This window comes from Hymenobacter psoromatis, from assembly GCF_020012125.1.
In the GTDB taxonomy this organism is placed as follows: domain Bacteria; phylum Bacteroidota; class Bacteroidia; order Cytophagales; family Hymenobacteraceae; genus Hymenobacter; species Hymenobacter psoromatis.
Genome location: NZ_JAIFAG010000001.1, coordinates 208,911 through 232,324, shown reverse-complemented (window position 1 = coordinate 232,324; position 23,414 = coordinate 208,911). Strand labels below are relative to the sequence as shown.

At 60.5% G+C, this 23,414-nt stretch carries 17 protein-coding genes; 5 read left to right on the top strand and 12 right to left on the bottom strand.

Going from position 1 to position 23,414, the window contains the following annotated elements; translation table 11 throughout:
• The first annotated feature begins 167 nt into the window (after positions 1-167).
• Both LC531_RS01015 and LC531_RS01010 read left to right on the top strand, forming a co-directional pair.
• Positions 168-3,431 carry a SusC/RagA family TonB-linked outer membrane protein gene (locus tag LC531_RS01015; RefSeq protein WP_223648465.1) on the top strand — a complete coding sequence of 1,088 codons (3,264 nt, stop codon included), beginning with the start codon at positions 168-170 and terminating at the stop codon, positions 3,429-3,431.
• A gap of 10 nt (positions 3,432-3,441) precedes the next feature.
• Complete coding sequence (locus tag LC531_RS01010) at positions 3,442-5,064, top strand: SusD/RagB family nutrient-binding outer membrane lipoprotein (protein ID WP_223648464.1); 1,623 nt, start codon at positions 3,442-3,444, stop codon at positions 5,062-5,064.
• Between the two features lie 123 nt (positions 5,065-5,187).
• Here LC531_RS01010 and prfB read toward each other — a convergent pair.
• The 8 genes from prfB to LC531_RS00970 form a co-directional block, all read right to left on the bottom strand.
• Positions 5,188-6,265 (bottom strand): peptide chain release factor 2 gene (gene prfB / locus LC531_RS01005; protein WP_223648463.1). Its coding sequence is split into 2 segments (ribosomal slippage): positions 5,188-6,213 and positions 6,215-6,265, totalling 1,077 coding nucleotides; the frame shifts between segments, so codons are not numbered across the junction.
• A 97-nt stretch (positions 6,266-6,362) separates the two neighbouring features.
• Entirely contained in the window at positions 6,363-7,430 is a 1,068-nt protein-coding gene (locus LC531_RS01000; RefSeq protein ID WP_223648462.1) for a branched-chain amino acid aminotransferase, read from the bottom strand.
• A gap of 135 nt (positions 7,431-7,565) precedes the next feature.
• Entirely contained in the window at positions 7,566-8,123 is a 558-nt protein-coding gene (locus tag LC531_RS00995) for a cob(I)yrinic acid a,c-diamide adenosyltransferase (protein WP_223648461.1), read from the bottom strand.
• A gap of 117 nt (positions 8,124-8,240) precedes the next feature.
• Complete coding sequence (locus LC531_RS00990; protein WP_223648460.1) at positions 8,241-8,981, bottom strand: ABC transporter ATP-binding protein; 741 nt, start codon at positions 8,979-8,981, stop codon at positions 8,241-8,243.
• Positions 8,982-9,000: 19 nt separating this feature from the next.
• Positions 9,001-11,757 (bottom strand): hypothetical protein, encoded by a 2,757-nt coding sequence (locus LC531_RS00985; RefSeq protein WP_223648459.1) that lies wholly within the window; start codon positions 11,755-11,757, stop codon positions 9,001-9,003.
• A gap of 120 nt (positions 11,758-11,877) precedes the next feature.
• Positions 11,878-12,159, bottom strand: a complete 282-nt coding sequence (gene gatC, locus LC531_RS00980; protein ID WP_223648458.1) for an Asp-tRNA(Asn)/Glu-tRNA(Gln) amidotransferase subunit GatC — start codon at positions 12,157-12,159, stop codon at positions 11,878-11,880.
• Between the two features lie 102 nt (positions 12,160-12,261).
• Complete coding sequence (locus tag LC531_RS00975) at positions 12,262-13,035, bottom strand: lysophospholipid acyltransferase family protein (protein ID WP_223648457.1); 774 nt, start codon at positions 13,033-13,035, stop codon at positions 12,262-12,264.
• 137 nt (positions 13,036-13,172) lie between these two features.
• Complete coding sequence (locus LC531_RS00970) at positions 13,173-14,861, bottom strand: S41 family peptidase (protein ID WP_223648456.1); 1,689 nt, start codon at positions 14,859-14,861, stop codon at positions 13,173-13,175.
• A 300-nt stretch (positions 14,862-15,161) separates the two neighbouring features.
• Between LC531_RS00970 and ruvX the strand changes: the two genes are divergently transcribed.
• From ruvX to LC531_RS00955, 3 genes are all read left to right on the top strand, one after another.
• Complete coding sequence (gene ruvX / locus LC531_RS00965; RefSeq protein ID WP_223648455.1) at positions 15,162-15,596, top strand: Holliday junction resolvase RuvX; 435 nt, start codon at positions 15,162-15,164, stop codon at positions 15,594-15,596.
• Entirely contained in the window at positions 15,593-16,210 is a 618-nt protein-coding gene (def, locus tag LC531_RS00960) for a peptide deformylase (protein ID WP_223648454.1), read from the top strand. The genes ruvX and def overlap by 4 nt, the downstream gene beginning before the upstream one ends.
• 148 nt (positions 16,211-16,358) lie before the next feature.
• Positions 16,359-17,336: a zinc dependent phospholipase C family protein gene (locus LC531_RS00955; RefSeq protein WP_223648453.1), complete on the top strand. Its 978-nt coding sequence runs from the start codon at positions 16,359-16,361 to the stop codon at positions 17,334-17,336.
• A gap of 75 nt (positions 17,337-17,411) precedes the next feature.
• Here LC531_RS00955 and LC531_RS00950 read toward each other — a convergent pair whose 3' ends face one another.
• The 4 genes from LC531_RS00950 to LC531_RS00935 are packed head-to-tail and all read right to left on the bottom strand — an operon-like array spanning position 17,412 to position 23,318.
• Positions 17,412-19,094: an MFS transporter gene (locus tag LC531_RS00950; protein ID WP_223648452.1), complete on the bottom strand. Its 1,683-nt coding sequence runs from the start codon at positions 19,092-19,094 to the stop codon at positions 17,412-17,414.
• A 57-nt stretch (positions 19,095-19,151) separates the two neighbouring features.
• Positions 19,152-20,942 (bottom strand): alpha-amylase family glycosyl hydrolase, encoded by a 1,791-nt coding sequence (locus LC531_RS00945; RefSeq protein ID WP_223648451.1) that lies wholly within the window; start codon positions 20,940-20,942, stop codon positions 19,152-19,154.
• Positions 20,939-21,388 carry a GxxExxY protein gene (locus LC531_RS00940; protein WP_332874858.1) on the bottom strand — a complete coding sequence of 150 codons (450 nt, stop codon included), beginning with the start codon at positions 21,386-21,388 and terminating at the stop codon, positions 20,939-20,941. The genes LC531_RS00945 and LC531_RS00940 overlap by 4 nt, the downstream gene beginning before the upstream one ends.
• 52 nt (positions 21,389-21,440) lie before the next feature.
• On the bottom strand, positions 21,441-23,318 hold the full coding sequence (locus LC531_RS00935) for an alpha-amylase family glycosyl hydrolase (protein WP_223648450.1): 1,878 nt from the start codon (positions 23,316-23,318) through the stop codon (positions 21,441-21,443).
• Between the last annotated feature and the right edge of the window lie 96 nt (positions 23,319-23,414).

Sequence of the window (23,414 nt, the reverse complement as noted above, 5' to 3'; positions counted from 1 at the left end):
ATAATATCCGAAAAATATAGTGGTGGCTGCCTGTTTCCGAAAGTTATCTTTTTTGCTGACCTACTTGGCTAATTTTTACATTCGGTAAGAATGTGATAACTTGGCCTGTGATTCGACTCTTTTTGGCAGTGAGTTAATCTTTTTTTCCACTTTTTACCCCTTCAAGTATGAAGAATTTTTCCCTGTTAGTGGTCCTGCTGCTTAGTTGCCTATGGCAGCAGGCGGCGGCCCAAAACCGGACAGTGGCGGGCCGCGTGACGGAGCGGGCCTCCGGGCAAGGACTACCGGGCGTAACGGTTATCGTTAAAGGGCAACCGACTATCGGCACCTCTACCAACGCCGACGGTGCTTACACCCTGAGCGTGCCCACTACGGCGACCACCTTAGTATTCAGCTTCATCGGCTACACGTTGATAGAGCAAGCCATCGGCAATGGCGCTAACATCAATGCGGCCCTGGCCACCGACGCCAAGCAACTGGGCGAGGTAGTAGTGACGGGCGCGCTGGGTATCCAGCGCCAGGAGCAGCAGGTGGGCTACGCCACGGCTACGCTCGACACCAAAGAAGTTACCCAGGCGCGCCCGACCAACGTGGTGAGCGGCCTGGCCGGCAAGGTTTCGGGCTTGCAGATTCAAACTACGAACAGCGGCATCAACCCTACCCCCCGCGTGACGCTACGCGGCAGCCGTTCGCTGACGGGTAACAACGAAGCCCTCATCGTTATTGACGGGGTTATTACGACCAATGAAGTACTCGGCGCACTGAACCCCGACGACATCGGGTCTATCTCCGTGCTGAAAGGGGCTAACGCCGCTGCGCTCTACGGCTCGCAGGCTTCCAACGGAGCACTTATTATTACTACTAAGCGGGGCGGCACTACCCCTGTAGTTAATTTCTCGCACACCTCGCAGTTTGAGTCCATCTCGTTCCTGCCTAAGTTTCAGAACGAGTTTGGCCCCGGCTCGCCCGACTGGTACAACAACTCGCCGAATGCAAAAGCAGGCATCTTCTTCAAGCCCGACAACACGCCGGACTCGGGTTATGGCTACCAGTACCAAGGGTTTGAAAACCAGCAGTACGGCCCGCGCTACGACGGCTCGCTCCGGCCTTTCGGCCAGCCGCTGGCTGATGGCAGCGTGCAGCAAATCACCTATTCGCCGCATCCCGACGCGAAGAAGGATTTTTTCAACACTGGCTACCAGATGCAGAACGGGGTGTCGTTTTCGGGCGGGGATGAGAAAACCAAGTTTTTTGCCTCCTACCAGAATCTGCACAACAACGGCATCGTGCCCAAGGATAAGTATGACCGTAACAGCTTCCGCTTCAACGCTTCGCGCGAGCTGGGCCGGCTGACGGTGGGCTTCAACGTCTCGTACGTGCTGCAAGCCTCAGACTTCACCTCCAACCTGGACCGCAATACGTCGGTGTATTGGAACGTGTTTAACACGACTTCGCTGGCACCGCTCACGCAGTACAGCGACTATAAGAATGATAAGTACTCGGAACCTAACTACGGCTACTACAACGCCTACTATTACAACCCGTACTTTATCCTCGACGCTAACCGCACGAACGATAAGCGCAACACGCTCCAGGGCAACATTGACCTGTCGTATAAGATATCGAACGGGCTGCGGTTGCAATACCGCCTGGGTACTACCTCTATCGAGCAGGCAAGCCTGACCACCCAGAACAAATTCTCGCTGGCCGATGGCTCGCCCAAGCAGATTACCAGCTATTCCGGCTTCGTGCAGGATTTGAGCAGCAACCTGCGCCGCATCAACTCGGACCTGTTTGTTAGCCTGGATAAGACCGTTGGCAATTTTAACATACAAGCCATCCTGGGTAATAACGTGCAGCAACTGGACAGCCGCTACGGCTACGTGGCTTCGACCGCGCTGGCCGTGCCCGACCAGTTCAACCTCAACAACCGGGTAGGTAACCTGGATGGCTTCGACGCGCACGCCCAAAGCCGGGTATATGCCTTCTACGCCGACCTGACCCTGGGCTACAAGGATTTCTTCTATCTGCACGGCTCGGGCCGCAACGATAATATCTCGATTTTGGATGCTAGCAACCGCAGCTTCGTCTACCCTGGGGTAGATGCCTCGTTCGTGTTCAGCAACGCTATCCCGGCCCTGAAAGACGCTTCGTTCCTGGACTACGGCAAGATTCGCGGCGGTATCACCAAGGTAAGCCAGGTGAACCTGCCCAGCGCCACGGGCATTGGGGTATACCAGACCGGCGGTGCTTATTCGCTGAATTCGACTTATTCGGCCGGTACGGGCTTCCCCTTCGGTGGCCTGGCCTCCTTCACCGCCAACAACGGGCTGGTGCAGCCGGGCCTGCTGCCGGAAAACACGGTGTCGGTTGAAACCGGCATTGAGCTAAGCTTCCTCAAGCGGCGCATAGCTGCGGGGGCTACCTACTACCAGCAGAAGAGCACCGGCCAAACGGTTACGACGAGCGTTTCGTCTACCTCTGGCTACAGCAGCCTGCTACTCAACGCGGGTGAAGTGCAGAACAAAGGTATTGAGGCTGATTTGAACATCACGCCCGTGCGGACTGATAACGGCTTGACTATCACGCTAGGAGGTAACTTCAACTATAACAACAACAAAGTAATCTCGCTGCTGAACCACATGCCGCTGAACCTAACGGCGGGTAGCGGAGCCGTTGGCCAAACCGCCAACGCCGGTCTTTACGCGGTCGAAGGTCAGCCTTTCCCGGTGTTGCAGGGTACTTCCTACCAGCGCACCGATGCTGGCCAGGTAAAAGAGACACAAGTGAGCGACCCCAACGACCCGAACCTGGTGCGCTACGCCCCGCTGATTGATACCAACTTCAAAACCTTCGGCAACACGCAGCCCAAGTATAAGTATGGCTTCAACGCCAACATCACCTACAAGGGCCTGACGCTGGCCGGGCAGGGTGAGCTACGCACGGGCTACGTGATATACAATACCATTGGCGAGAACCTCGACTTCACCGGGGGCGGCATCCGCAGCACGCAGTACGGCCGCAAAGACTTCGTGTATCCCAACTCGGCCATCTCGAACGACGGGGGCAAAACCTACGCACCGAATACTGCCGGCCTGACGCCGGGTGGCTCGGAGTTCTGGGCCAATACGGCGAGCTGGAACACGGGCGTAGCCGAAAACTACGTGACCAGCGGCACCTTCTTCAAGATTCGGCAGATAGCCCTGAGCTATGCTGTGCCGGTGGCAGTAGCTTCGAAATTTGGGTTTGTGAAAGGGGCGACGATTAGCGTATACGGGCGTAACCTCTATACCTGGGTGCCCAAGGAGAACATCTACACCGACCCCGAATTCAGCGGCGTACAAGCCGGTAGCAACGGCATCGGTATCAACACCGTGCTGCAAACTCCCCCGACCAAGTTTTACGGGGGCACCATCAGCGTAACTCTTTAATTTAATCTACATGAAGCTATTTTTAAGAGCAGCGGCGGCGGTGGTACTTACTACTGCCGCGGTAGGCTGCAAGTCGTTTCTCGACATTAATGCGAACCCGAACAACGCGACTTCGGAAACCCCCGATGCTATTCTAGGGGTAGCTTTGGCTACCACGGCCGCCAACTACACCGGCGGGGTGTTGCCCGGACCCAACGATAACTACAACAGCCTCAACAGCTTTACGGCCGGATACTGGAGCAAGTCGGGTACTGTGAGTGGCTACTCCTCGGAGCGGACGTACAATTACTCCAACACGTATTACCAGACCGTGTGGAGCAGCACGTATGACAACCTGAATGACTATCAGATTATTCAGACTACCGGGATGGCTACCGGCTACCCTAATCACGCGGCCATCGCCCGCATCATGAAGGTCTATAACTTCCTGCTGCTGGTGGACGAATACGGCGATATTCCGTACACCAATGCTTTAAAAGGCATTGCTAATACGGCTCCTACCTACGACAAAGCGGCCGATATCTACAAAGATTTTATTGTGCAGTTGAAAGGCGCGCTAACGGACATTGATGCTGCCGCCGCCCTGAAGAACCCGAGCGCGCGGGGCGTAGGCCCCGAGGATATCGTGTTTAAAGGTGACATGACGAAGTGGAAACAATTTGCCAACAGCCTGCGTCTACGCATCTTGTTGCGCGAATCGCAGACCAACGATGCTGCCCTGAATGCTTACGTAGCAACGGAGTTGAGTGCCGTGCAGGCGGATGCCAACGGCTTTATCACGGCGGACGTGGTGGCCCAGCCGGGTTATGCTACTAACACCAACCAGCAAAACCCGTTCTACGACCGCTACGGCTTTGGGGTGGGCCTGACCCGCGCCACGACCGAATATAGCTTCATCCTTCCGACCAATTACATCATTGCCCAGTATATCAGCAATGATGACTCGGCCCGCATTGGGCAGCTGTACCGAGTAGGGACGAAGGATAGCGTGGCCGCCTACCTGGGCGGCACGCTGGGCGAACGCTTGGCTCCGCAGTTTGACCCCACTACCCCCGATGTAGGCTCGCGCCTCCTTCAGGGTGGTACCTTTTTGAGGGGCCCTAATCAGCCCACTATACTCATGCTTTTGTCGGAGCAGCTCTTTTCCAAAGCGGAAGCCGAAACCCGGAACCTATTTATGGGGGGTGAAGCCGCAGCCAAATCGGATTATTACGATGGCATCAAGTCCTCCTTCATCTCCACCTTCCGGGCTGCTACCGTGGCTCCGGCTTCGCTGGCTGCCGCCAGCACCGCGCCGGGGGCAACGCAGTATGCCGCGTACATTGCGAATAATGCTAAAAACCCCGAAGTGAATTACGATTTGGCTTCGCCAACTGGTAACCTGGGCAAGCAGTATATCATTCTGTACCAAAAGTACATAGCTGAAAATACCGTAGCCAGTACCGAAGGTTGGGATGACTACCGCCGCGCCGCGCAGCCGAAAATTCCGGCTTCGCTGCAGTCCAACTCGCCCCGTCCCGATAAGCTGCCAACCCGTCTGCTATATCCGTTGAGCGAGAGCAACACGAATAGCGCTAATATTCCGGCGGGCGTTACCCAGTTTACGCCTATCTTCTGGGATGTGGTGGATTAACCTTCCTACCCCTACTACTAAAAAGGGCTGCCCGCTTGGGCAGCCCTTTTTTTAACGTTCCCATCGAAGAAATAGCATCTGCTCTCCAGCTACACGCAGGCTAAAGCCTAGGCTATATACCAGTCAATTCTGCATCAAAAACCCTTTGATGTACTCGTCCAAATCCCCGTCCAGCACGTTTTGCACGTCAGTGCGCTCGATGCCAGTGCGCAGGTCCTTGATGAGCTTATAGGGGTGTAGCACGTAATTGCGAATTTGGGAACCGAAGTCGATGCGCTTTTTGGTGGCTTCTACTTTATCGCGCTCCACGTTGCGCTTGTCCATCTCGACCTGGTAGAGGCGCGACTTGAGCATGCGCAGGGCGTGTTCCTTGTTCATAAGCTGCGAGCGCTCAATCTGCACGGCAATGATGATGCCGCTGGGCGCGTGGGTGAGGCGCACGGCGGTTTCGACCTTGTTCACGTTCTGGCCGCCCGCGCCGCCGGCCCGGAAGGTATCCCAGGATATATCAGCGGGGTTAATTTCAATGTGAATTGTATCATCCACCACGGGGTAGGCAAACACGGACGCGAACGAGGTGTGCCGCCGCCCGCTGCTGTCGAAGGGCGACATGCGCACCAGCCGGTGCACCCCAATTTCGCTCTTGAGGTAGCCGTAGGCAAAAGGCCCATCAATTTCGAGCGAAGCCGACTTAATGCCCGCGCCTTCGCCCGGCTGGTAGCTCAGCTGCTTCACGGTAAAGCCTTTGCCTTCGCCCCACATGATGTACATGCGCATGAGCATCTCGGCCCAGTCCTGGCTTTCGGTGCCGCCCGCGCCGGGGTTGATGTCGATAATGGCCGATAGCTGGTCTTCCTCATCGGAGAGCATCCGCTTAAATTCCAGCGCCTCTACCTTGGCTTGGGTGGCGTCGTATTCAGTCTGGATTTCGGTCTCCGTGGCTTCGCCTTCCCGATAGAAGTCGTAGAGCACGTCGGTATCGGCCACGGCCTGCTGCACGGCTTCGTAGTCGTCGGTCCAGGTCTTGATGCTCTTGATTTCCTTGAGCTTCACCTCCGCGGCTTTGGAGTCGTCCCAGAAGTCGGGGGCGAGGGTTTCGGCCTCGGCGGCGGCTACCTGTTCTTTGCGGGCATCGTAGTCAAAGATACCTCCTCAGGGCCTCAGCGCGGCCCCTCAAGTCCTTTATCTGGTCTTGGGTCATGTGGTGAATGGATGGATGATTATGGTACAAAGAACGTCATGCTGACGTAAGGAAGCATGACGTTCTTTTGGCAGCTTACCACCGGGCCCTACCCCCCTCACTTCACCGCCACCATCCAGCCGTGCGGGTCGGGGGCGTGGCCGGTGCGGAGGTCTTCCAGGGTTACCCCTACCCGGCGCGAAAAGCTGGTTTCGGTCAGGGCGGGCAGGTCGTGGTCCTGGCCTTCGTAGCCGATGGTGGCGATGGGCGCAATGGTCACGGCCGTGCCAACGCCAAACGCTTCCTGAAGCCGGCCAGCGGCCAGGGCATCCATCACCTCGCGGCTGGACACCTGACGCTCCTCCACGGTCAGGCCCCAGTCGCGGGCCAGCTGCAACACCGAGCGGCGCGTGATGCCATCCAGAATGGAGCTGGACACGGCCGGCGTTACCAGCTTGTTATTCAAGATAAAAGCCACGTTCATCGTGCCCGATTCCTCAATGTATTGATGCTCGGTGGCATCGGTCCAGAGCAGCTGGTCGTAGCCCTGCTGCTGCGCCAGGCGGGTAGGCAGCATGGCGGCACCGTAGTTGCCGGCATTCTTGGCATAGCCGGCCCCACCGGGGGCAGCGCGCACGTACTGCTGCTCAAAACGCACCCGCAGCGGCTTCTTGAAAAACGACGCAACCGGGCAGGTAATGATACCGAAATGGTAGGTGTTGGAGGGCCGCACGCCCAAAAAGCCATCAGTAGCGAACATGAACGGCCGGATGTAGAGCGAACTGCCCGGCGCGCCCGGTACCCAGGCCGTATCCAGCTTCACCAACTCGCACAGGCCCTGCATGAAGACCTCCTCGGGCACTGGCGGCATGGCCATGCGCTCGGCCGAGGTATTGAGGCGGTGCCAGTTATCCAGGGGCCGGAAGAGGGCTACCCCCCCATCGGCCTGCCGATACGCCTTCATACCCTCAAAAATGGCCTGGCCGTAGTGCAGGGCCGAGTTGGCGGGGCTCACGGCCAGTGGGCCGTAGGGCACGATGCGCGGGGCCTGCCACTCGCCGCCCGTAAACTCCACGGTCAGCATGTGGTCGGCGAAGAGCTTGCCAAATTCGAGCTTGGTCAGGTCCATTTCCGCGAGGCGGGAAGTGGCAGCGGGCTGAATATCAATGGTGAAAGTATCGAGCATGGGGTTGATTATTAGTTGTTAATTGTTACTCGTTTGTCACTGCGAGCCTGCGAAGCAACCCTTCCTAATCGGCTGCTGACGTCCGCGAGGCGTGAAGGGAAGTTTGCTTCGCAGGCTCGTGAGGACAAGCGATTTTTAACCCGCAAGCCGTGGCTTCCAGGTAACTTCCGCTACCCCCAATTCGTGCGCCATCGCTCGGCTGAGCACGAAGAGAAAGTCAGATAACCGATTGAGGTACATTATTACTAAATCCTCCACCGGCGACTCTTCGCGCAGGTGAATGACCAGGCGCTCGGCGCGGCGGCACACGCAGCGCGCCACGTGCGCAAACGACACCGACGGGTGCCCGCCGGGCAGCACAAACTCGCGTAGCGGCTCCAGGTCCTTATCCAGCCGGTCCATCTCGATTTCGAGCAGGGTTACGTCGGCATCGTGCAGGTCGGGCAAGCGCTGGCGCGGGTCTTTGGCCGGGTCGGTGGCCAGGTGCGAACCGATGGTGAAGAGCCGGTCTTGAATTTCCTTGAGCAAGTCGCGGCGGGCCGCGTTCACGTCCTGGTCGCGCAGCAAGCCGATATAGGAGTTTAGCTCATCCACTGTGCCGTAGCAATCAATGCGCAGGCTCGACTTGGGTACCCGCGTGCCGCCAATGAGCGAAGTCAGGCCCTTATCGCCGGTTTTAGTGTAGATTTTCATTTAACAAGTATCAATTAACATTTAGCAGAACAACGTGCGCTGCGAATGGCCGCTCCTCTTTCAGTATCACGCACAGGCTGCTAATTCATAACCAGCCCGCGTGCTAAATGATACCTGTTAGTTGTTAAAGGAGGCCACCGCCGGCCGGGCGATTTCGTGGTTTACCTCGTCAGTTTCAACCAAGCCGTCGCGCAGGCGCACGATGCGGTGGGCATAGCGAGCGATGTCCTCCTCGTGCGTCACCATAATAATGGTGTTGCCTTTGGCGTAAAGCGCCTCGAACAAACCCATAATCTCGTAGCTGGTTTTGGAGTCGAGCGCGCCGGTGGGCTCGTCGGCCAGCAGCACGCTGGGGACGTTGACGAGGGCGCGGGCGATGGCCACGCGCTGGCGCTGGCCGCCGCTCAGCTCGTTGGGACGGTGGCCGGCGCGGTCGGCCAGGCCCACCGAGCGCAGGGCTTCGAGGGCGCGCTCGGTGCGGTCGCGCTTGTTCAGGCCGGCGTAGATGAGGGGTAGGGCCACGTTTTCGAGCGAAGTGGAGCGCGGCAGCAGGTTAAAAGTCTGGAAAACGAAGCCGATTTCCTTGTTGCGCACCTCGGCCAGCTCATTGTCGCTCATGCGGCTCACGTCCTGGCCGTTGAGGATGTACTCGCCCTTGGTGGGCGTGTCGAGGCAGCCCACAATGTTCATCAGCGTGCTCTTGCCCGAGCCCGATGGCCCCATAAACGCCACGTATTCCCCGCGCTTAATATCAATGCTCACCGAGCGCAGGGCGTGGATGTGCTCGGTGCCCATCACGTATTCCTTGGCGATGTCGTGGGTTTGGATAACGAAAGGCGTGGGGCTGGCGGCAAGCATGGGGGTAGGGCTAAAAAAATCAGCGCGCGGGCACCGCAGGCTGGTCGAAGGCGGCATTGGCCGCCGCGTGGGCCGCCCGGTGCGCCGCGAATTGCGTCAGCAAGTTAGCGTATTCGGCCGGGCTAAGGCGCGAGCGCAGCTCCGCCAGCGCCGACTGTCCCATCTCCAGCAAGCCCGCGTCGGCGGCGGCCAGCGCGTAGGCCCGCAGCAGCGGTTCGGAAGCCGGGTTTTCGGTCAGGCCCCGGTTCAGGGCATCGTAGGCGTTGGTATAGTCTTTTTGACTGGCAAAAAAGCGGGCGGCGGCCAGCACAGCAGGCTCGTTGAAGGGCGCTTCGGCTAGCACTTGCTGGTAAAGACGGGTAGCGCGGGCAGGGTCGGGTGCCGCGGCACGGGCCGCGGCCAGTTGGTCATCCCCGATTACAGAACCCGGAGAATTTGCCGGCCGGCTATCCGCCGCCAGCGCCGCCAGCAGCTTGCGGGCTACGGGCCGCTGCGCGGAATCCAGCGCCAGCCGCCGCGCCACGGCCGCGGCCGAATCGGGCTGCCCGGCCAGCGCGAGCGCCCACGCCTGGGCCGGCCGGGCCTCCGGGAAGCCGCTACGGCCAGAATGCGCCAGCTGGGCGGCCGCCGTGGCGTACTGCCGCTGCTGCAATTGCCACAGCCCCAGCACATACTGAAAATACCCCGCCGTGGCCGACGAGCCGGCCGTGAGCGGGGCCAGCGTTTGGCGGGCGGCCAGCTCCTGGCCAGCCGCGTGCTTCAGCAGAGCTTGCAGAAACACCAGCTGCTCGTAATAAGGCGCGTTGGCCGGGCGCTCGGCGGCGGCGACTAGGCGGGGTAGCAGCTGCTGGCTGGCCCCTACCCCGGCGCGAACGGCCAGCAGCGCCGCGTGGTAGAGCTGGGCAAACGTGGCCTCGTCGAGGTCAGGGTTAAGGTTGGCAGCGGCGGGGGGGGTAGGGCCAGAAGCCGACCGGCCAGCCAGCAGCCGCGTCAGCGCTAAGTTAGCCAGCAGGGCGGGCTCAGTGGTTGAAGGGGGGGGTAGGGCGGCCAGCTTTTGAGCGGCGGGCAACAGGTTTTGGCTTACTAAAAAAGCCAGCTGGTTGGCGCGGCCCACGGCGCTGCCGGGGCGCAGCTGCTCGGCTTTATCGAGGTACACGGCCACCGAATCGGTGAGCGACGAGCGGGTGAAAAGCTGGGCCAGGTCGGAGGTGAGGGCAAAATCGCGCGGCGCGGCGCGGCGGGCCTGCCGCAGCACATCGAGGGCATCGAGGAAGTCGGATGGGCCGGTGAGCAGGGCGTTGAGGTGCAGGCTGACTTTGGCGCTGGGCTGGCGCAGCAGGGCACGGCGCAGGGCATTGATTTCGTTCTGGCGCTGGTCGCGAAAGCGGTAGAGCGCCGCCCGGCCCAGTTGCGCCGGCTGGTTGAAGCGGTCGAGCACGTCGCCACTTTCGGCGTAGTAGCGCTCGGCGAGCAGGGCCAGGGGCAGGTCGTCGGGCCGGGCCTCGCTCTGCCGGCGCGCGAGGTCGCCGAGCTGGTTGTACTGCCCCGCCCGCACCAGGTCGGGCAGCGGCCAGCCATTGCGCAGCTCCATCAACAGCAAAGCCCCTACCCCCAGAATATAGACGGTAAAAAACGGCAGCCGGCGCGGCTCGAACACCACCCGGTACACCCGCAGCCGCTGCTTTATCAGCCCCCCAAAATTGACGAGCACGTAAAGCAGAAACGCCGCCCCCAGCAGCAGCAGCGCCCGCCCGCTGAACGAACGCATGGCCGCCAGCAAAGGCGCGTTGTCCGTGGCCAGGGCGTAGCCGAGGGCGGCGGCGGCGGCGGCCGTTAGCAGCCAGTACAGGGGCCGGGCGGCCGGGTAGGGCAGCCAGCCGCCGTAGCTGGGAGCGCGGTAGCGCAGGCCCAGGCCGCCCGTGAGCACGGCCGGCAGCAGCAGCAGCAGCGGGTCGAGGTGCCAGCCGCCAGCCAGCAGCAGCTCGTCGTTGTTCCACCAATAAAGCCCCAGCGCGCCCAGGTAGAGCAGGCTGGCCAGCACGAAAGGCAGCCGCCCGAACCGGCTCGCGGGTCGCTCGGCCTGGGTGTTGAACCAGAGCAAGGCGCGCACATTCTCTACCCCTACCCACAGTACCAGCGCGGCCACCAGCGCGGCCCCGGCAGGCGTGGCGTAGGCAGCCAGGTGCAGGGCCGTTTCGGCCAGCGGCAGCTGGGTGCGGGATAGTACTAAAGCCACCAGACCCGCCATCAGGCCCTCAAAGATAACGACCCGCCACACCGCCCGCACCCGGTCGCCGAAGAGCTGCAACCCCAGCGCCGCCGCCCCCAATATGCTCAGGCTCAGAGCTAAAAAATATTGCCGGGTAGGGTTGAAAATACCCAGGCCGTCGGCGTTGAGCGCCAGCAGCAGGAACACTACCGGCACCGTGCCGGCCAGGAAAGCCGGCCGCCGCAGCATACTCACCACCGCCAGCCAGCCGGCCAGGGCCACGGCCAGCGTGCCCAGCCACAAGCCCGCCGCCAGTGGCTGGGGGTAGGGCCCGCCCACGTCGTGGGTGAGGGTGGTGAGATAGCCGCTCACGGGCAGCGGCAGCCGCGCTGCGCCCACGGCCACCGAGTCCAGCACCAGGGGCACCGGGGCCAGGTTCGGCACCAGCCGCAGCGGCAGCGTGGCATCGGCCCCCGCAAAATAAGCATACACCGCGCCGGCCACAGCCAGCAAAGCCAGCAGCGCGGGCAGCCCCGGCAGGCGGCGCAGAAAAGGCAGGTCAGGCAAAAGGAATGAGTTGAAATGTAGAGACGCACCCCTTAGCATCTCTCGGCGTAAGGGTAACCGTTCAAATAAGGGTGGCCGTTCGATGTAAAGAGACGCGAAGGGTCGCGTCTCTACATGCCTTTAGTCCAGCACTTTCGGCACGCGGAAGTAGTCTGAGTCCTTGCGTGGCGCATTCAGCAGGCCCTCCTGGTGGCTCACAGTGTTGCGGGCCTCGTCGTCGCGCAGCACGTTGATTTCGTGCGAGAGGTGCACCAGCGGCGCTACCCCCTCGGTATCAACTTGCGCAAGCTGGTCTACCCAGGCCAGAATTTTATTGAGGTCGGTGAGCATCTGCGCCTCGTGGGCGGGGTCAAATTCGAGGCGGGCCAGGTGGGCCAGGCCGCGCAGGGTTTCGGTATTCATAAAGTGAAACGGTGAGTTAGCGATTGATTGAGTTAATGCAGGAGGAAGGAGTGATGAGTTGAGTGGGAAGCGTTTTCAGTGACAACGCACTAAATCGCTAATTCACCGCCAGGTGCTGGGCTCCGGGATGCCGCGGCCTTCGGGCACGAAGTCGTCGGCAATCTGGGCCATTACCTGGGCTTTGAGGGCGGGCACGTCGGCCTCGGTGAGGCCCTTGGTTTCGATGGCTTCGTGGAAGACGACGCGCAGCTTGGCGTGGCGCACGCGCAGGCCCGCTACGGAAGGCATAAACCGGTGGTTCAGGGGCATACTCACCGGCACCACTGGCACGCCCAGGCTGATGGCCAGCTGAAACGCGCCGTCTTGGAAGGGTAGCAGCTCCTCGCCGGGCTTGGGGCCGATGGTACCCTCCGGGAACATCGCCAGCGGGCGGCCCTCTTTCAGCCCCTGCCGGGCCAGGGCAATGGCCCGGCCCCGGCTCACCACGCTCCGGCGATTGACGGGAATGTATGTTTTGCCAAACAACGGCCCCCACAATGGAAACTTTGCCAGCGATTCCTTACCCATCATATTGAGAAAGCCCGGAACGGTGTGAAACAGCACCATAATATCGATGTAGGAGCCGTGGTTGGCCACGTAAATGCAGGGCTGCGGGATTGGCTGGGTATTTTCCCGAATAATTTCGAGCGATACACCCCATAATATAAAGGAAAACTTGGCCCAGTTGCGGTTGAGGCCGTGCAAATACCGCTGCCACGCGGGCCGGCGCACCAGCACCAGCATCAGCGGGTAGGTAACGAAAAAGTACGAAACAAACCAGAACGTAGCCCAGGTGGTATAGAGGCGGTGACCCAGGTAGCGTAGTAGCTTCGGCATGCCGGCAAAATTACGGCCTACCCGCGGTTGGCGCGGCCAATGGGGGTAGGCGGACGGCAGAACCAGCTTTCTCGCAGAGGGCTACACGGAGGCTCGCGGAATCCGTCGCCTTTCATTAATCAACGAGGTTTTACTTTTTATTTACCCCGCAGCGTCAGTTGGGCGGTACTGTCCTGGGCCACGCGCAGGGCCTCGCGCAGCTCGGCGTCATCGTCGCGCAGCACGGCGCGGGCGGCTTCGGGGCCGTAGGCCAGGCGGGCGATATCGGCCTTGAGAGCCCCGCGCAGGGCAGGTGCGCAGCGGCGCAGCGCGGCCCGGTCGGGGCGCAGGCCGGCCTGGGCGGCCAGGCGCAGCAAGCCATCCAGCTCGGTATCGGTGACCAGAAACACGGCCTGGTACTGCGCAAAGCGCAGGCCGCCCAGCTCCACCTTATGTTGCCGGTAGAAAGCCAGCGCGTAGGCTTGGAGTGCGCCCAGGCGCTGGAGGCGGCCATAATAGGCCGATTGAGCGAGGGTATCGCGGGGTACAAATACGTCGGGCATGATACCGCCGCCGCCATACACCACCCGGCCGTGGTCGGTGCGAAAGCGCGGGCCTACGGCAAACTGCACGGTGTCGGCCGCGGCCAGCTCGCCCCGCTGCTGGCGGCCGGCCAGCTCCTGGTCGTAGGTTTCCTTGTCGGGGCCGTAGGGCTTCTGAATGCAGCGGCCTACCGGCGTGTAGTAGCGGGCCACCGTGAGGCGCAGCTCGCCGCCCTCCTGCAAGGCAATGGGCTGCTGCACCAGGCCCTTGCCGAAGGTGCGGCGGCCCACCAGCAGGGCGCGGTCGTGGTCTTGCAGCGCGCCGGCCAGCACTTCGGCGGCCGAGGCGCTATTTTCGTCCACGAGCACCACCAGCGGGGGCTGCTCCCAGTCGCCGGCCTCGTGGGCGTAGGTTTCGGAGTCGTATTGCTCGTCTTTGCCCACGGTATACACGATTTTGCGCGACCCGGCGATAAACTCATCGGCCAGGCGGGTGGCGCGGTCGAGGTAGCCGCCGGGGTTGCCGCGCAGGTCCAGGATGAGCCGCTTCACGCTTTGGTGCCGCAGGTCGGCCAGCTGGGCCTTAAATTCATCATACGTACTGCTAGCAAACCGATTAACCCGAATATAACCCGTCTGATTATCCTCCAGCAGCACGCCAGGCTCAACGGATAGATTGGGCAGGCGGCCCCGGCTAAATTGAAACCGCAACGGCTGCACCTGGCCCGGCCGAGCCACCACCAAGCTCACGCTGCTGCCACGCGGCCCGTGCAGCAGCTGCCCCAGCCGCCCGTAGCTGAGGTGCGCCCCGGCCACGGGGGTAGGGCCCACCCGCAGCAGCTGGTCGCCGGGTAGCAGGCCCGCCCCGGCGGCCGGGCCGCCGGGCAGCGCGGTCACCACGGTCGCGGTATCCCGAAAAAGATTGAACTCCAGCCCTACCCCATCAAAGCTGCTTTGCAGAAACGCATCAATCTGCTCCCGGTCCTGGGCCCGGATGTAGACGGAGTGCGGGTCGAGCTTGCCCAGTAGCTGGGCCACGGCATAGTTGGTCAGCCCATCAGCATCCACCGAGTCCACGTAGTCGCGGTCCACGTAGGTGAGGATTTCTTTATAGCGCAGGTAGCCGCGGGCCGTAGCGTCGGGGTTTTCGGTACGGGGCCGGAAGGGGTTGGTACCCAGAATAATGCCAATTCCGAGCGTAAGCAGGGGTAGCAGCGCCAGCCCCCACCGCCGCGCCCCCCAGCCGGCGCGGGCGGGTTGCCGGGCCGGATTAATAGCCCCGGCGGGCAGCAGCGGCGTAGCCATAAAAAGAATAGATAACGAAATAAAATTTAACTCACCAAGGATAAATAGCTTAATCAGAGCAAATTTATTGCATTATGCGCCGGTTAGTTACGAGTTCTCAACCCAGCAGGTCATTTTCGAACTAGGCCCCTACATTTTATTGTTAAAGTTCAATCGGCATGCTATTTCGGCCCTGCCCTCGGTGGGCCCGGCGGCCGAAAGGGGGGTAGGGCTGGTCAGGCGGCTGCCGCGCACGATAGCCGCCTGGCCACGCCCTACCCCTGCGGCCGAGCCGTATCTTTGCAGCTTTCGCTAACGCTCATGTCTCCTACCCCGCCCGGCCGCATTCTTGCCCTCGACTACGGCCACAAGCGGGTGGGGCTGGCCATTACTGACCCTTTGCAGCTCATCGCTTCGCCGCTAGATACTATTCATAGCCAAGATGTTATAAAGTTCGTTCTCGACTATCATCAGCGCGAGCCGCTGGCCGCCGTGGTAGTTGGGATGCCGCGCACGCTGCTGAATGAGCCCACCGACTCGACCAGCGCCGTGGTGGGGCTGTTGCGCCGCCTGCGCCGCGAGCTGCCCGCCGTGCCCATTCACGAAGTGGACGAGCGCTTCACCTCGCGCCTGGCCAAGCAGGCCATGCTGGCCGGCGGCCTGGGCCGCAAAGCCCGCCAAAACAAGGCCACCGTGGATAAGGTGAGCGCGGCGCTTATTCTCCAGTCTTTTTTAGAATCCCCTTTGCACGCATGATTCTCCCGATTGTTGCCATCGGCGACCCCGTTCTCAAGACCCTCGCCAAAAACCTGCCCGCTGACCTGCCCGCCACTGACCTGCAGCAGCTGGTACAGGATATGTTTGAAACCATGTACGCGGCCCACGGCGTGGGCCTGGCCGCCCCGCAGGTGGGCCGCAGCGTGCGCCTGTTCGTAATGGACTCGGGCCCGATGGTGACCGTGGACGAAGACGACGAAGATGAGCCCGTGGAAGTAGCTGCCCCCGACGAAATCGCCGAAATGCCCTTCAAACGCGCCTTCATCAACCCCCAAATGCTGAGCGAAACCGGCGAGCCCTGGGGCTTCGAGGAAGGCTGCCTGAGCATACCGGGGGTGCGCGAGCTGGTGCAGCGCTGCCCCAGCATCTTGCTGCGCTACGAGGACGAAAACCGCCAAGTGCACGAGGAGGCATTCAGCGGCATGGCCGCCCGCATTATTCAGCACGAGTACGACCACCTGGAAGGCATCTTGTTCACGGACAAGCTTTCCGCTTTCAAAAAGCAACTGCTGAAAGGCCGGCTGGCCCGCATCAGCAAGGGCGATGTGAAGCACGAATACCGGATGAAATTTCCGACCAGCGTGCGCCGCTAGCAGGGGGGTAGGGCCGCATGACAGTAAAACTGGCATATTCTCTGGGATATGCCAGTTTTTTCGCGTTTTACTGGCATATCAGGACGAAACAGCTAGTAGGCTATTCTTCAAGATGAATGTAAGTTTGCTGGCTAACAGCCGCTTACTTATGAAGAATCTCTTCTTTTTCTGCCTTCTCTCGCTGGTATTGCCCGCGCCGGTGCGCGCCTGGGGCTTTTTCGGGCACCGATTACTCAATCGGCTGGCCGTATACACGTTGCCGCCCGAGATGCTGCCGTTTTTCAAGGCTAATATTGACTATCTCACCAACAACGCTACCCGGCCCGACTCGCGGCGCACGGTGGTGCCCACCGAGGCCCCGCGCCACTTCATGGATGTGGACGTGTACGGCGATAGTGCGCTTACGCGCCACGGCCTACCCCGCGCCTACGCCGATGCGGTGGCCCTGGCCGGCGGCGAGGATTCCTTGCTGCGCCACGGCATCGTGCCCTGGCAGGTGGCCCTCATAAAAAACCAGCTCACCGCCGCCTTCCGCGCTCAGGACACCGACCGCATCCTGTACCTGGCCGCCGACCTGGGGCACTACGTAGCCGATGCCTGCGTGCCACTGCACACCACCCGCAACTACAACGGCCAACTTACCGGCCAGCGCGGCATTCACGCGCTCTGGGAGTCGCGCCTACCCGAGCTGCAAGCTACTGACTACGACCTGCTCACCGGCCAGGCTCCCTACCTGGAGCAGCCCACCGAAGCCGCCTGGGCCGCCGTGGCCCGCGCCCACGCCGCCGTAGACTCGGTGTTTCGCATGGAAAAGCTGGTATCGGCGGAGCTGGCCGAGGACCGCAAATTCAGCTACGAGCAGCGCGGCAACCAGACCATCCGGGTCTACTCGCGCGAGTTCAGCCTCGCCTACCACCGGCGCTTAAACGGCCAGGTGGAGCGCCAGCTTCGCTACGCGGCCCGGCTCATCGGAGCTTTCTGGTACACCTGCTGGGTCGATGCCGGCCAGCCCGACCTCACAGGCCTGGACCAGCAGCCTTCGGCCGCCGCGCAGCTGCAAGCCGCGCAGGAAGCCAAGGCGGCGAGCGCCGCGCCCCCTACCCCCCTGCCGGGGCATGAGGAGTAGGCTCCGCTATTAAGCAATAACCCAACTGCTACCTGAAACGGAAGTGGGCGGGCTGCTCGTCAAAAGTGAGAGACGCTAAATCTTGGGATTTATGTCGCCCATTAGCGCATCATAGGACAGGTTTTCGGCCGGCGTCATGTTGTTGGGCAGGCGAATGTCGTCAGTGTCTTGCACGCGCAGCGTGAGCAGGCCCCCCAGAATCATCCCCGCCCCACCCAGCACCAGCGCGCCCAGCGTGTTGCCGTTGAACAAGTGGTTGGTCAGGAAGCCTAAGCCTACCGAGGCGATGATTTGCGGCGTAACGATGAAAAAGTTGAATACGCCCATGTAGTATCCCATTTTATTGGCGGGTAGCGCGCCGGCCAGCATGGCGTAGGGCATCGACAAAATGCTGGCCCAGGCAATGCCCACTAGCGCCATTGACCCCAGCAGCAGGCGCGGGTCATTGACTAGGCTCAGCGAAATCAGCCCAAACCCACCAATAACCAGGCACAGCATGTGGGTGAAGCGGCGGCTGGTACGCCGGGCCAGCACGGGCAGCAAAAACGCGAAGATGGCCGCTACCCCGTTGCGCACCGACGAGCAGATGCCCAGCCAGTCGGCCCCATCGTTGTACTGCTGTTGCACCCGCTTGAGGTCGGTAGTTGCGGAGGGCGTCAGCGGCATATTTTTCAGCGCGTAGCCGGCCAGGTTGGTCGTAATAACCTTGTCGGCGCTGCTTGCCTGGTGGGCAGTAATATCGGCGATGTCGGCGCGCAGGGCGGCTAGCTCTTTCACTTTTTTCTCGGCTTCCGTGGTCTGGCTCAGGTCGAAGAAGCTTTTGCTAGGTACATCTTTTACCGCCGCCGAGGCATGTGCTACCCGCTGCGCTACCTGCTGATATAAGTCGCTGCTGACCCTCATGTTGTAAATATTGCTGGTAATGGCATTGGTAGAGTAAATCCACATGGCAAACAGCGCAAACCAGGTAAACAGCTGCACCACAGCTAGCTGACTCATGGCCTTGGGCATGTTAAAAATACCCATAAACGAGGCTTTGATGCCGCCAAACATGGTGCCCTCCTGCTTCTCGCGCTCGAATTCGGCCATATCCACTGGTGGATATTCGCGGGTGGTGAACACGGTGTACATCACAGCCAGAAAGAGCGCCGCCCCGCCCATGTAAAATGCGTATTTCACGGAAGGCGGAATAACGCCCTGCGGCGCAATGTTGGCCACGTGAAACAGATTGGTGAACAGCCACGGCAGGCAAGCCGCGATAACCGACCCCACTCCAATAAAAAAGCTCTGCGTAGCAAAGCCGGTGGTGCGCTGGTTGGCCGGCAGTAGGTCGCCCACAAAAGCCCGGAACGGCTCCATCGAGATGTTGATGCTAGCATCCATAATCCACAGCATACTAGCTGCCACCAGGAGCGAGCCAGAATTGGGCATGAAAAACAGCGCCAGCGTAGCCAGCAGCGCGCCCACGAAGAAAAACGGCCGCCGCCGCCCCCAGGTAGGGTGCCAGGTTCGGTCGGAGAAGTAGCCAATAATTGGCTGCACCAGCAGTCCGGTGAGCGGGGCCGCAATCCAGAGCAGCGGCAAGTCATCCTTGTTGGCGCCAAGGGTTTCAAAAATGCGGCTCACGTTGGAGTTCTGCAATTCAAACCCAAACTGGATACCCAGAAAGCCGAAGCTCATGTTCCAGATTTGCCAGAAGCTGAGGCGGGGCTTGACGCGCAGCGCGCCGGACGAAGCAACCACGGGAGAGGCGGCCATAGGGGGTAGGGAGCGAAGGGTGGGAAAGAGAGGGAAAAATACGCCGGCCCGGCCAGCTTATTCGCGCGGCTTTATCTCCAGCACCAGCGCGGCCAGCGGCTCCAGGGTGAGGTTGAGGCCGGGCCGGGCCTCCCCGCCGCCCAGCAGGTCGCGGTAGGTGTACACGCGCTGCGGGTCGAGGCCCACGCGCTGCATCACTTCGCTGGGAATGAGCAGGGTAGGGCGATACGTTTTGGTATCGCTGAAGTTGACCACCACCAGTACCTGCTGGCCTTTGGTATAGCGCAAAAAAGCGTACACCTTCTGCTGGTCGTATTCTTTACTGAGATTATTGGCATCTTGCAGCTCGTAGAACTGGCCCCGGCGGATGGCCTCGCTGCTGCCCGCCAGCATGAGCAGGCGCTTGTAAAAATCGCGCAGCTTCTGCTGGTCCTCGCTTAGCTTGCCACCGTCCATCTTGCCCTGGTTCAGCCACTTCTGCCACTGCGGCACGCCCCAGTAATCGAAAATGGTGGTGCGGCCGTCGGCTCCCGAAAAGCCCTCACTGCCCGCGGCGGGCTCGCCCACTTCCTGGCCCATGTAGAGCATCACCGGGCCGCTGCTCAGGGTGGCCGATACCGTCATGGCCGGGATGGCGCGGCGCGGGTCACCGGCAAATTCCGGGGACGCAATGCGCTGCTCGTCATGGTTTTCCAGGAAGCGCAGCATGTGCGAGCCGAAGCCGCGCGACTCCGTTTTCCAAACGTGGGTGATGTCGTCGGTGGTGCCTTCCTGGCGCATCAGCCGGCGCAGGCCGTCGTAGAGGCCCACCTTATCGTACAAAAAATCGAAGTGGCCCTTGGTGAGGTAGGTATTGTATTCTTTGGGAGTATAGGCCTCGCCGAGGAAGAGAATGCCGGGCTTCACCTTTTTAATTTCGGGGATAACGTAGGCCCAAAACTCGACGGGCACCATCTCGGCCACGTCGCAGCGAAAGCCGTCCACGTCCTTCTCAGCCCAATACACCAAGATGTCGCGCATCTTGCGCCAGGTGTCGGGTATCGGCTCGAAATACAGCTGGCGACCATGCTGGTAGTCCACACCGTAGTTGAGCTTAATGGTTTCAAACCAGTCATCAACCGTGGGCGCGGCCGAAAATACGTCGTTGCCAGTGGCCTTGGCCGGAAATTCGTTGTATTTGCCGTCTTCGCCTGGCCCCTTCAGTTCTCCCAGCGGGTTGTAGCCGGCCGGCACCACGAAGTGCTGGCCGGGCAGGTAGTAGAAGTTATTATTGGGCGCGAACGCCTTGGCTTTGTCATCTTGCGCGCCCAGGTCTACCACACCCGCCGGCTTGGCATCGGAGTGATATGAGCGCGCTACGTGGTTGGGAATGAAGTCGATGATAACTTTCAAACCGTGGTCGTGGGTACGCTTGACGAGGGCCTGAAACTCTTCCAGACGGTTCTTTTTGTTCACCGCCAGGTCGGGGTCCACGTCGTAGTAGTCCTTCACGGCGTAGGGCGAGCCGGCGCGGCCTTTTACCACGTCGGCATCGTCGGCGGGCAGGCCGGCCTGGGGGTAGCTGGTCATGGTGGCGTGCTCCAGCACGCCGGTGTACCACACGTGCGAGGCTCCCAATTCCTTTATCTTGGTCAGGGCCAGGTCATTGATATCGTCAAATTTCCCGCAACCGTTTTCTGTGATGGTGCCGTAGGGTTTGTTCAGCGCCACCTTGTTGCCGAAGAGGCGGGGTAGGAGCTGGTAGATAACGAGCTTGTTATCCTGCGGAATCTCGTCGGTGGTGTTAGGGTCTTGGGCGAGGGTCACGAGGGGCAAGAGCAAGGTGAGGGCTAGTAAGAGATTTTTCATGGGGTAGGCGATGTTTTTACCGCGGAAGACGCGGAGGTATTCGCGGAAGGGCGCGGAGGCAACGGCTCGGTCATGCCGTTAACTTTCCGAAAAATACCTTCTTTAATGCGTGCCACATTGAAATTAATCAATAAGCCCGCCCGGCATCCCGATAGCTTTAAATAAGTCACTAACTGCATGTGATGAACGTCCAGGATATTTTCCAAAGCTTTTAGCTCAACTATCACTTTGCCTTCCACCAGCAGGTCTATGCGGTAGCCTATATCCAAACTGACCTCACCGTAGTTCATCGGCAAGCCAACCTGACTTTTAACCGTCAGGCCAGCTTTCTGCAATTCGTGCATTAATGCCGCCTCATAAGCAGACTCCAACAACCCCGGTCCCAGTGCAGTATGCACATTATAAGCAGATTGCCTAATCAAATACGTAATATCGTTTTCGTGCATGAGCTTCCGCGTCTTCCGCGAGTACTTCCGCGTCTTCCGCGGTTAAAAAAAATTACTTCCGCAATTCTACTACCCAAACCGTGCGTGCTGGCACCGTTAGGCTTTTCAAATCCGACACCCCTACCCCACTCACTACCTCCACCCCGGAAGCAAACCCGCTGGTGCGCTCCGCAAACCGCGTGCCGTCCACCGTTTTTGCCTGGTCCGTGTTATTTGCGATAACCATCACGCAATCAGCCTCATTGTACCGAAAATAGGTATAAATCCCATCCTGCGGGATGAACTGCATGAGCTTACCGCTGCTCAGCACCGGGTGCGCTTTCCGGTAGTTGGCCAGCTTGCTCACATAGTCGAACGCCGCGCCCGCCTGCCCCGGCCGCTCCTTAAAATAGTTGAGCTTATCGCCCGCCCAGCCGCCCGGAAAGTCCTCCCGCACCTTGCCGTCGGGGTCCGAAAAGTTCTTCATTAGCACCTCCGTGCCGTAGTATAATTGTGGGATACCGCGCAACGTTAGCAGCCAGGCAATTCCCATCTTATACTTCGCAAAATCTTCGCCAATAACCGAATAAAACCGGCTCATGTCGTGGTTATCCAGGAAGGTCACGTTGCGCGTGGCATCGGTATAGAGCCAGTCGCTTTGCAGCGATTGATAGATTTTGTTCAAGTCGCCGCCCTTCAGCGCGTCGGCGATGGCGAAGGTGGTGATGAAGTCCAGCACGCCCGGCAGGTTCGACTTAAAGCCATTAACGGGCGGGAAGATATTCTGCGCGAAAAACGCCTGCTCAGAAGGCGTGCCTTCCCACGCCTCGCCGTAGAGCGTCAGCTTGGGGTATTCGTCGGCCAGCGCTTTGCCCCAATCCATCAGGAACTGCGGGTCGGAATAGGGGTAGGTATCGATGCGGTAGCCATCGAGGCCGGTGCTTTCCACCCACCACAAAAAATTCTGGGTTGAATACGTCGCCACCAACGGGTTACTCTGGTTCACATCGGCCATTGTGGTGTCAAACCAGCCGTCGTTCTCCAGCTTCCGGTCCAGGGCCGAGCCGTGAGGGTCATTCAAAGCATACGCATTGTAGTTGCTGCGCGTGAAGGTCGGGAAGTGGTGAAACCAGTCGGCCGCCGGCTGGTCCAGGTATAGGTAATTATTAGTGCCCCAGTGGTTTAGCACAATGTCCTGCACCACCTTCAGCCCGTTGGCGTGGGCGGCCCGCACAAACTGCCCATACTCGGCATTGGTACCGTAGCGCGGGTCGATTTTATAGCAGTCCGTCACGGCGTAGCCGTGGTAGCTGGCCTTGGGCATGTCGTTCTCTATCAGGGGGGTAGGCCAGATAGCCGTCACGCCCAGCTGCTTCAGGTAGTCGAAGTGGTTCTGGATGCCGCGCAGGTCGCCACCGTGGCGGGCGTACATCGAGTCGCGGGCCACCCGGCTCACGCGGGTGCCTTTCACCACGTCGTTCCGCGGGTCGCCGTTCGAGAAGCGGTCCGGCATCAGCATGTAAATAAAGTCGGCCTGGGTGAGGCCCTGCGTGCGCGCCGCCTCCTGGTTGCGGGGCCGCAACTCGTAGGTCTGCGTGAAGCTTTTGTTACCTTTAAACTGAAGCCGAAGCTGGCCGGGCTGCGCCTGCGGGCTTACTGTTAGGTTCACCAGCAAGTAGTTAGCACTTTCCAGCTTCTGAAAGCCGTCGAGCGTCACGCCGGGGTAGGCGGCCAGCGCTACCTGGCTAGCGGCGATGCCCGGCGCGTGCACCAGCAGCTGCAACTTCGGGTTTTTCATACCCACAAACCAATACGTGGGGTCCACCCGCACGGGGGGGGTAGGGCGGGCCGCCGGGCGGACTAGCGGGAGCGGCGAACCGGCCAGGACCGGCGAGGCCGCCAAAAACGAAACGGCCGCCAGCGGGGCCAACAACGCGCGAAAAACCGACATAGCGCAGATACTGAAGAAGTAGGGTGGGAAAAAGAGCGAAAAGCTGCGGAGTCGAAAAACCAATCTGACCTGCCAAAAAAAAGCCATTTTGGCCCG

Coding starts and splice junctions, on each gene's coding strand:
- LC531_RS01015 (WP_223648465.1), top strand. CDS start 168: ATGAAGAATTTTTCCCTGTTAGTGGTCCTGCTGCTTAGTTGCCTATGG.
- LC531_RS01010 (WP_223648464.1), top strand. CDS start 3,442: ATGAAGCTATTTTTAAGAGCAGCGGCGGCGGTGGTACTTACTACTGCC.
- LC531_RS01000 (WP_223648462.1), bottom strand. CDS start 7,430: ATGCTCGATACTTTCACCATTGATATTCAGCCCGCTGCCACTTCCCGC.
- LC531_RS00995 (WP_223648461.1), bottom strand. CDS start 8,123: ATGAAAATCTACACTAAAACCGGCGATAAGGGCCTGACTTCGCTCATT.
- LC531_RS00990 (WP_223648460.1), bottom strand. CDS start 8,981: ATGCTTGCCGCCAGCCCCACGCCTTTCGTTATCCAAACCCACGACATC.
- gatC (WP_223648458.1), bottom strand. CDS start 12,159: ATGAATACCGAAACCCTGCGCGGCCTGGCCCACCTGGCCCGCCTCGAA.
- LC531_RS00975 (WP_223648457.1), bottom strand. CDS start 13,035: ATGCCGAAGCTACTACGCTACCTGGGTCACCGCCTCTATACCACCTGG.
- LC531_RS00970 (WP_223648456.1), bottom strand. CDS start 14,861: ATGGCTACGCCGCTGCTGCCCGCCGGGGCTATTAATCCGGCCCGGCAA.
- ruvX (WP_223648455.1), top strand. CDS start 15,162: ATGTCTCCTACCCCGCCCGGCCGCATTCTTGCCCTCGACTACGGCCAC.
- def (WP_223648454.1), top strand. CDS start 15,593: ATGATTCTCCCGATTGTTGCCATCGGCGACCCCGTTCTCAAGACCCTC.
- LC531_RS00955 (WP_223648453.1), top strand. CDS start 16,359: ATGAAGAATCTCTTCTTTTTCTGCCTTCTCTCGCTGGTATTGCCCGCG.
- LC531_RS00950 (WP_223648452.1), bottom strand. CDS start 19,094: ATGGCCGCCTCTCCCGTGGTTGCTTCGTCCGGCGCGCTGCGCGTCAAG.
- LC531_RS00945 (WP_223648451.1), bottom strand. CDS start 20,942: ATGAAAAATCTCTTACTAGCCCTCACCTTGCTCTTGCCCCTCGTGACC.
- LC531_RS00940 (WP_332874858.1), bottom strand. CDS start 21,388: ATGCACGAAAACGATATTACGTATTTGATTAGGCAATCTGCTTATAAT.
- LC531_RS00935 (WP_223648450.1), bottom strand. CDS start 23,318: ATGTCGGTTTTTCGCGCGTTGTTGGCCCCGCTGGCGGCCGTTTCGTTT.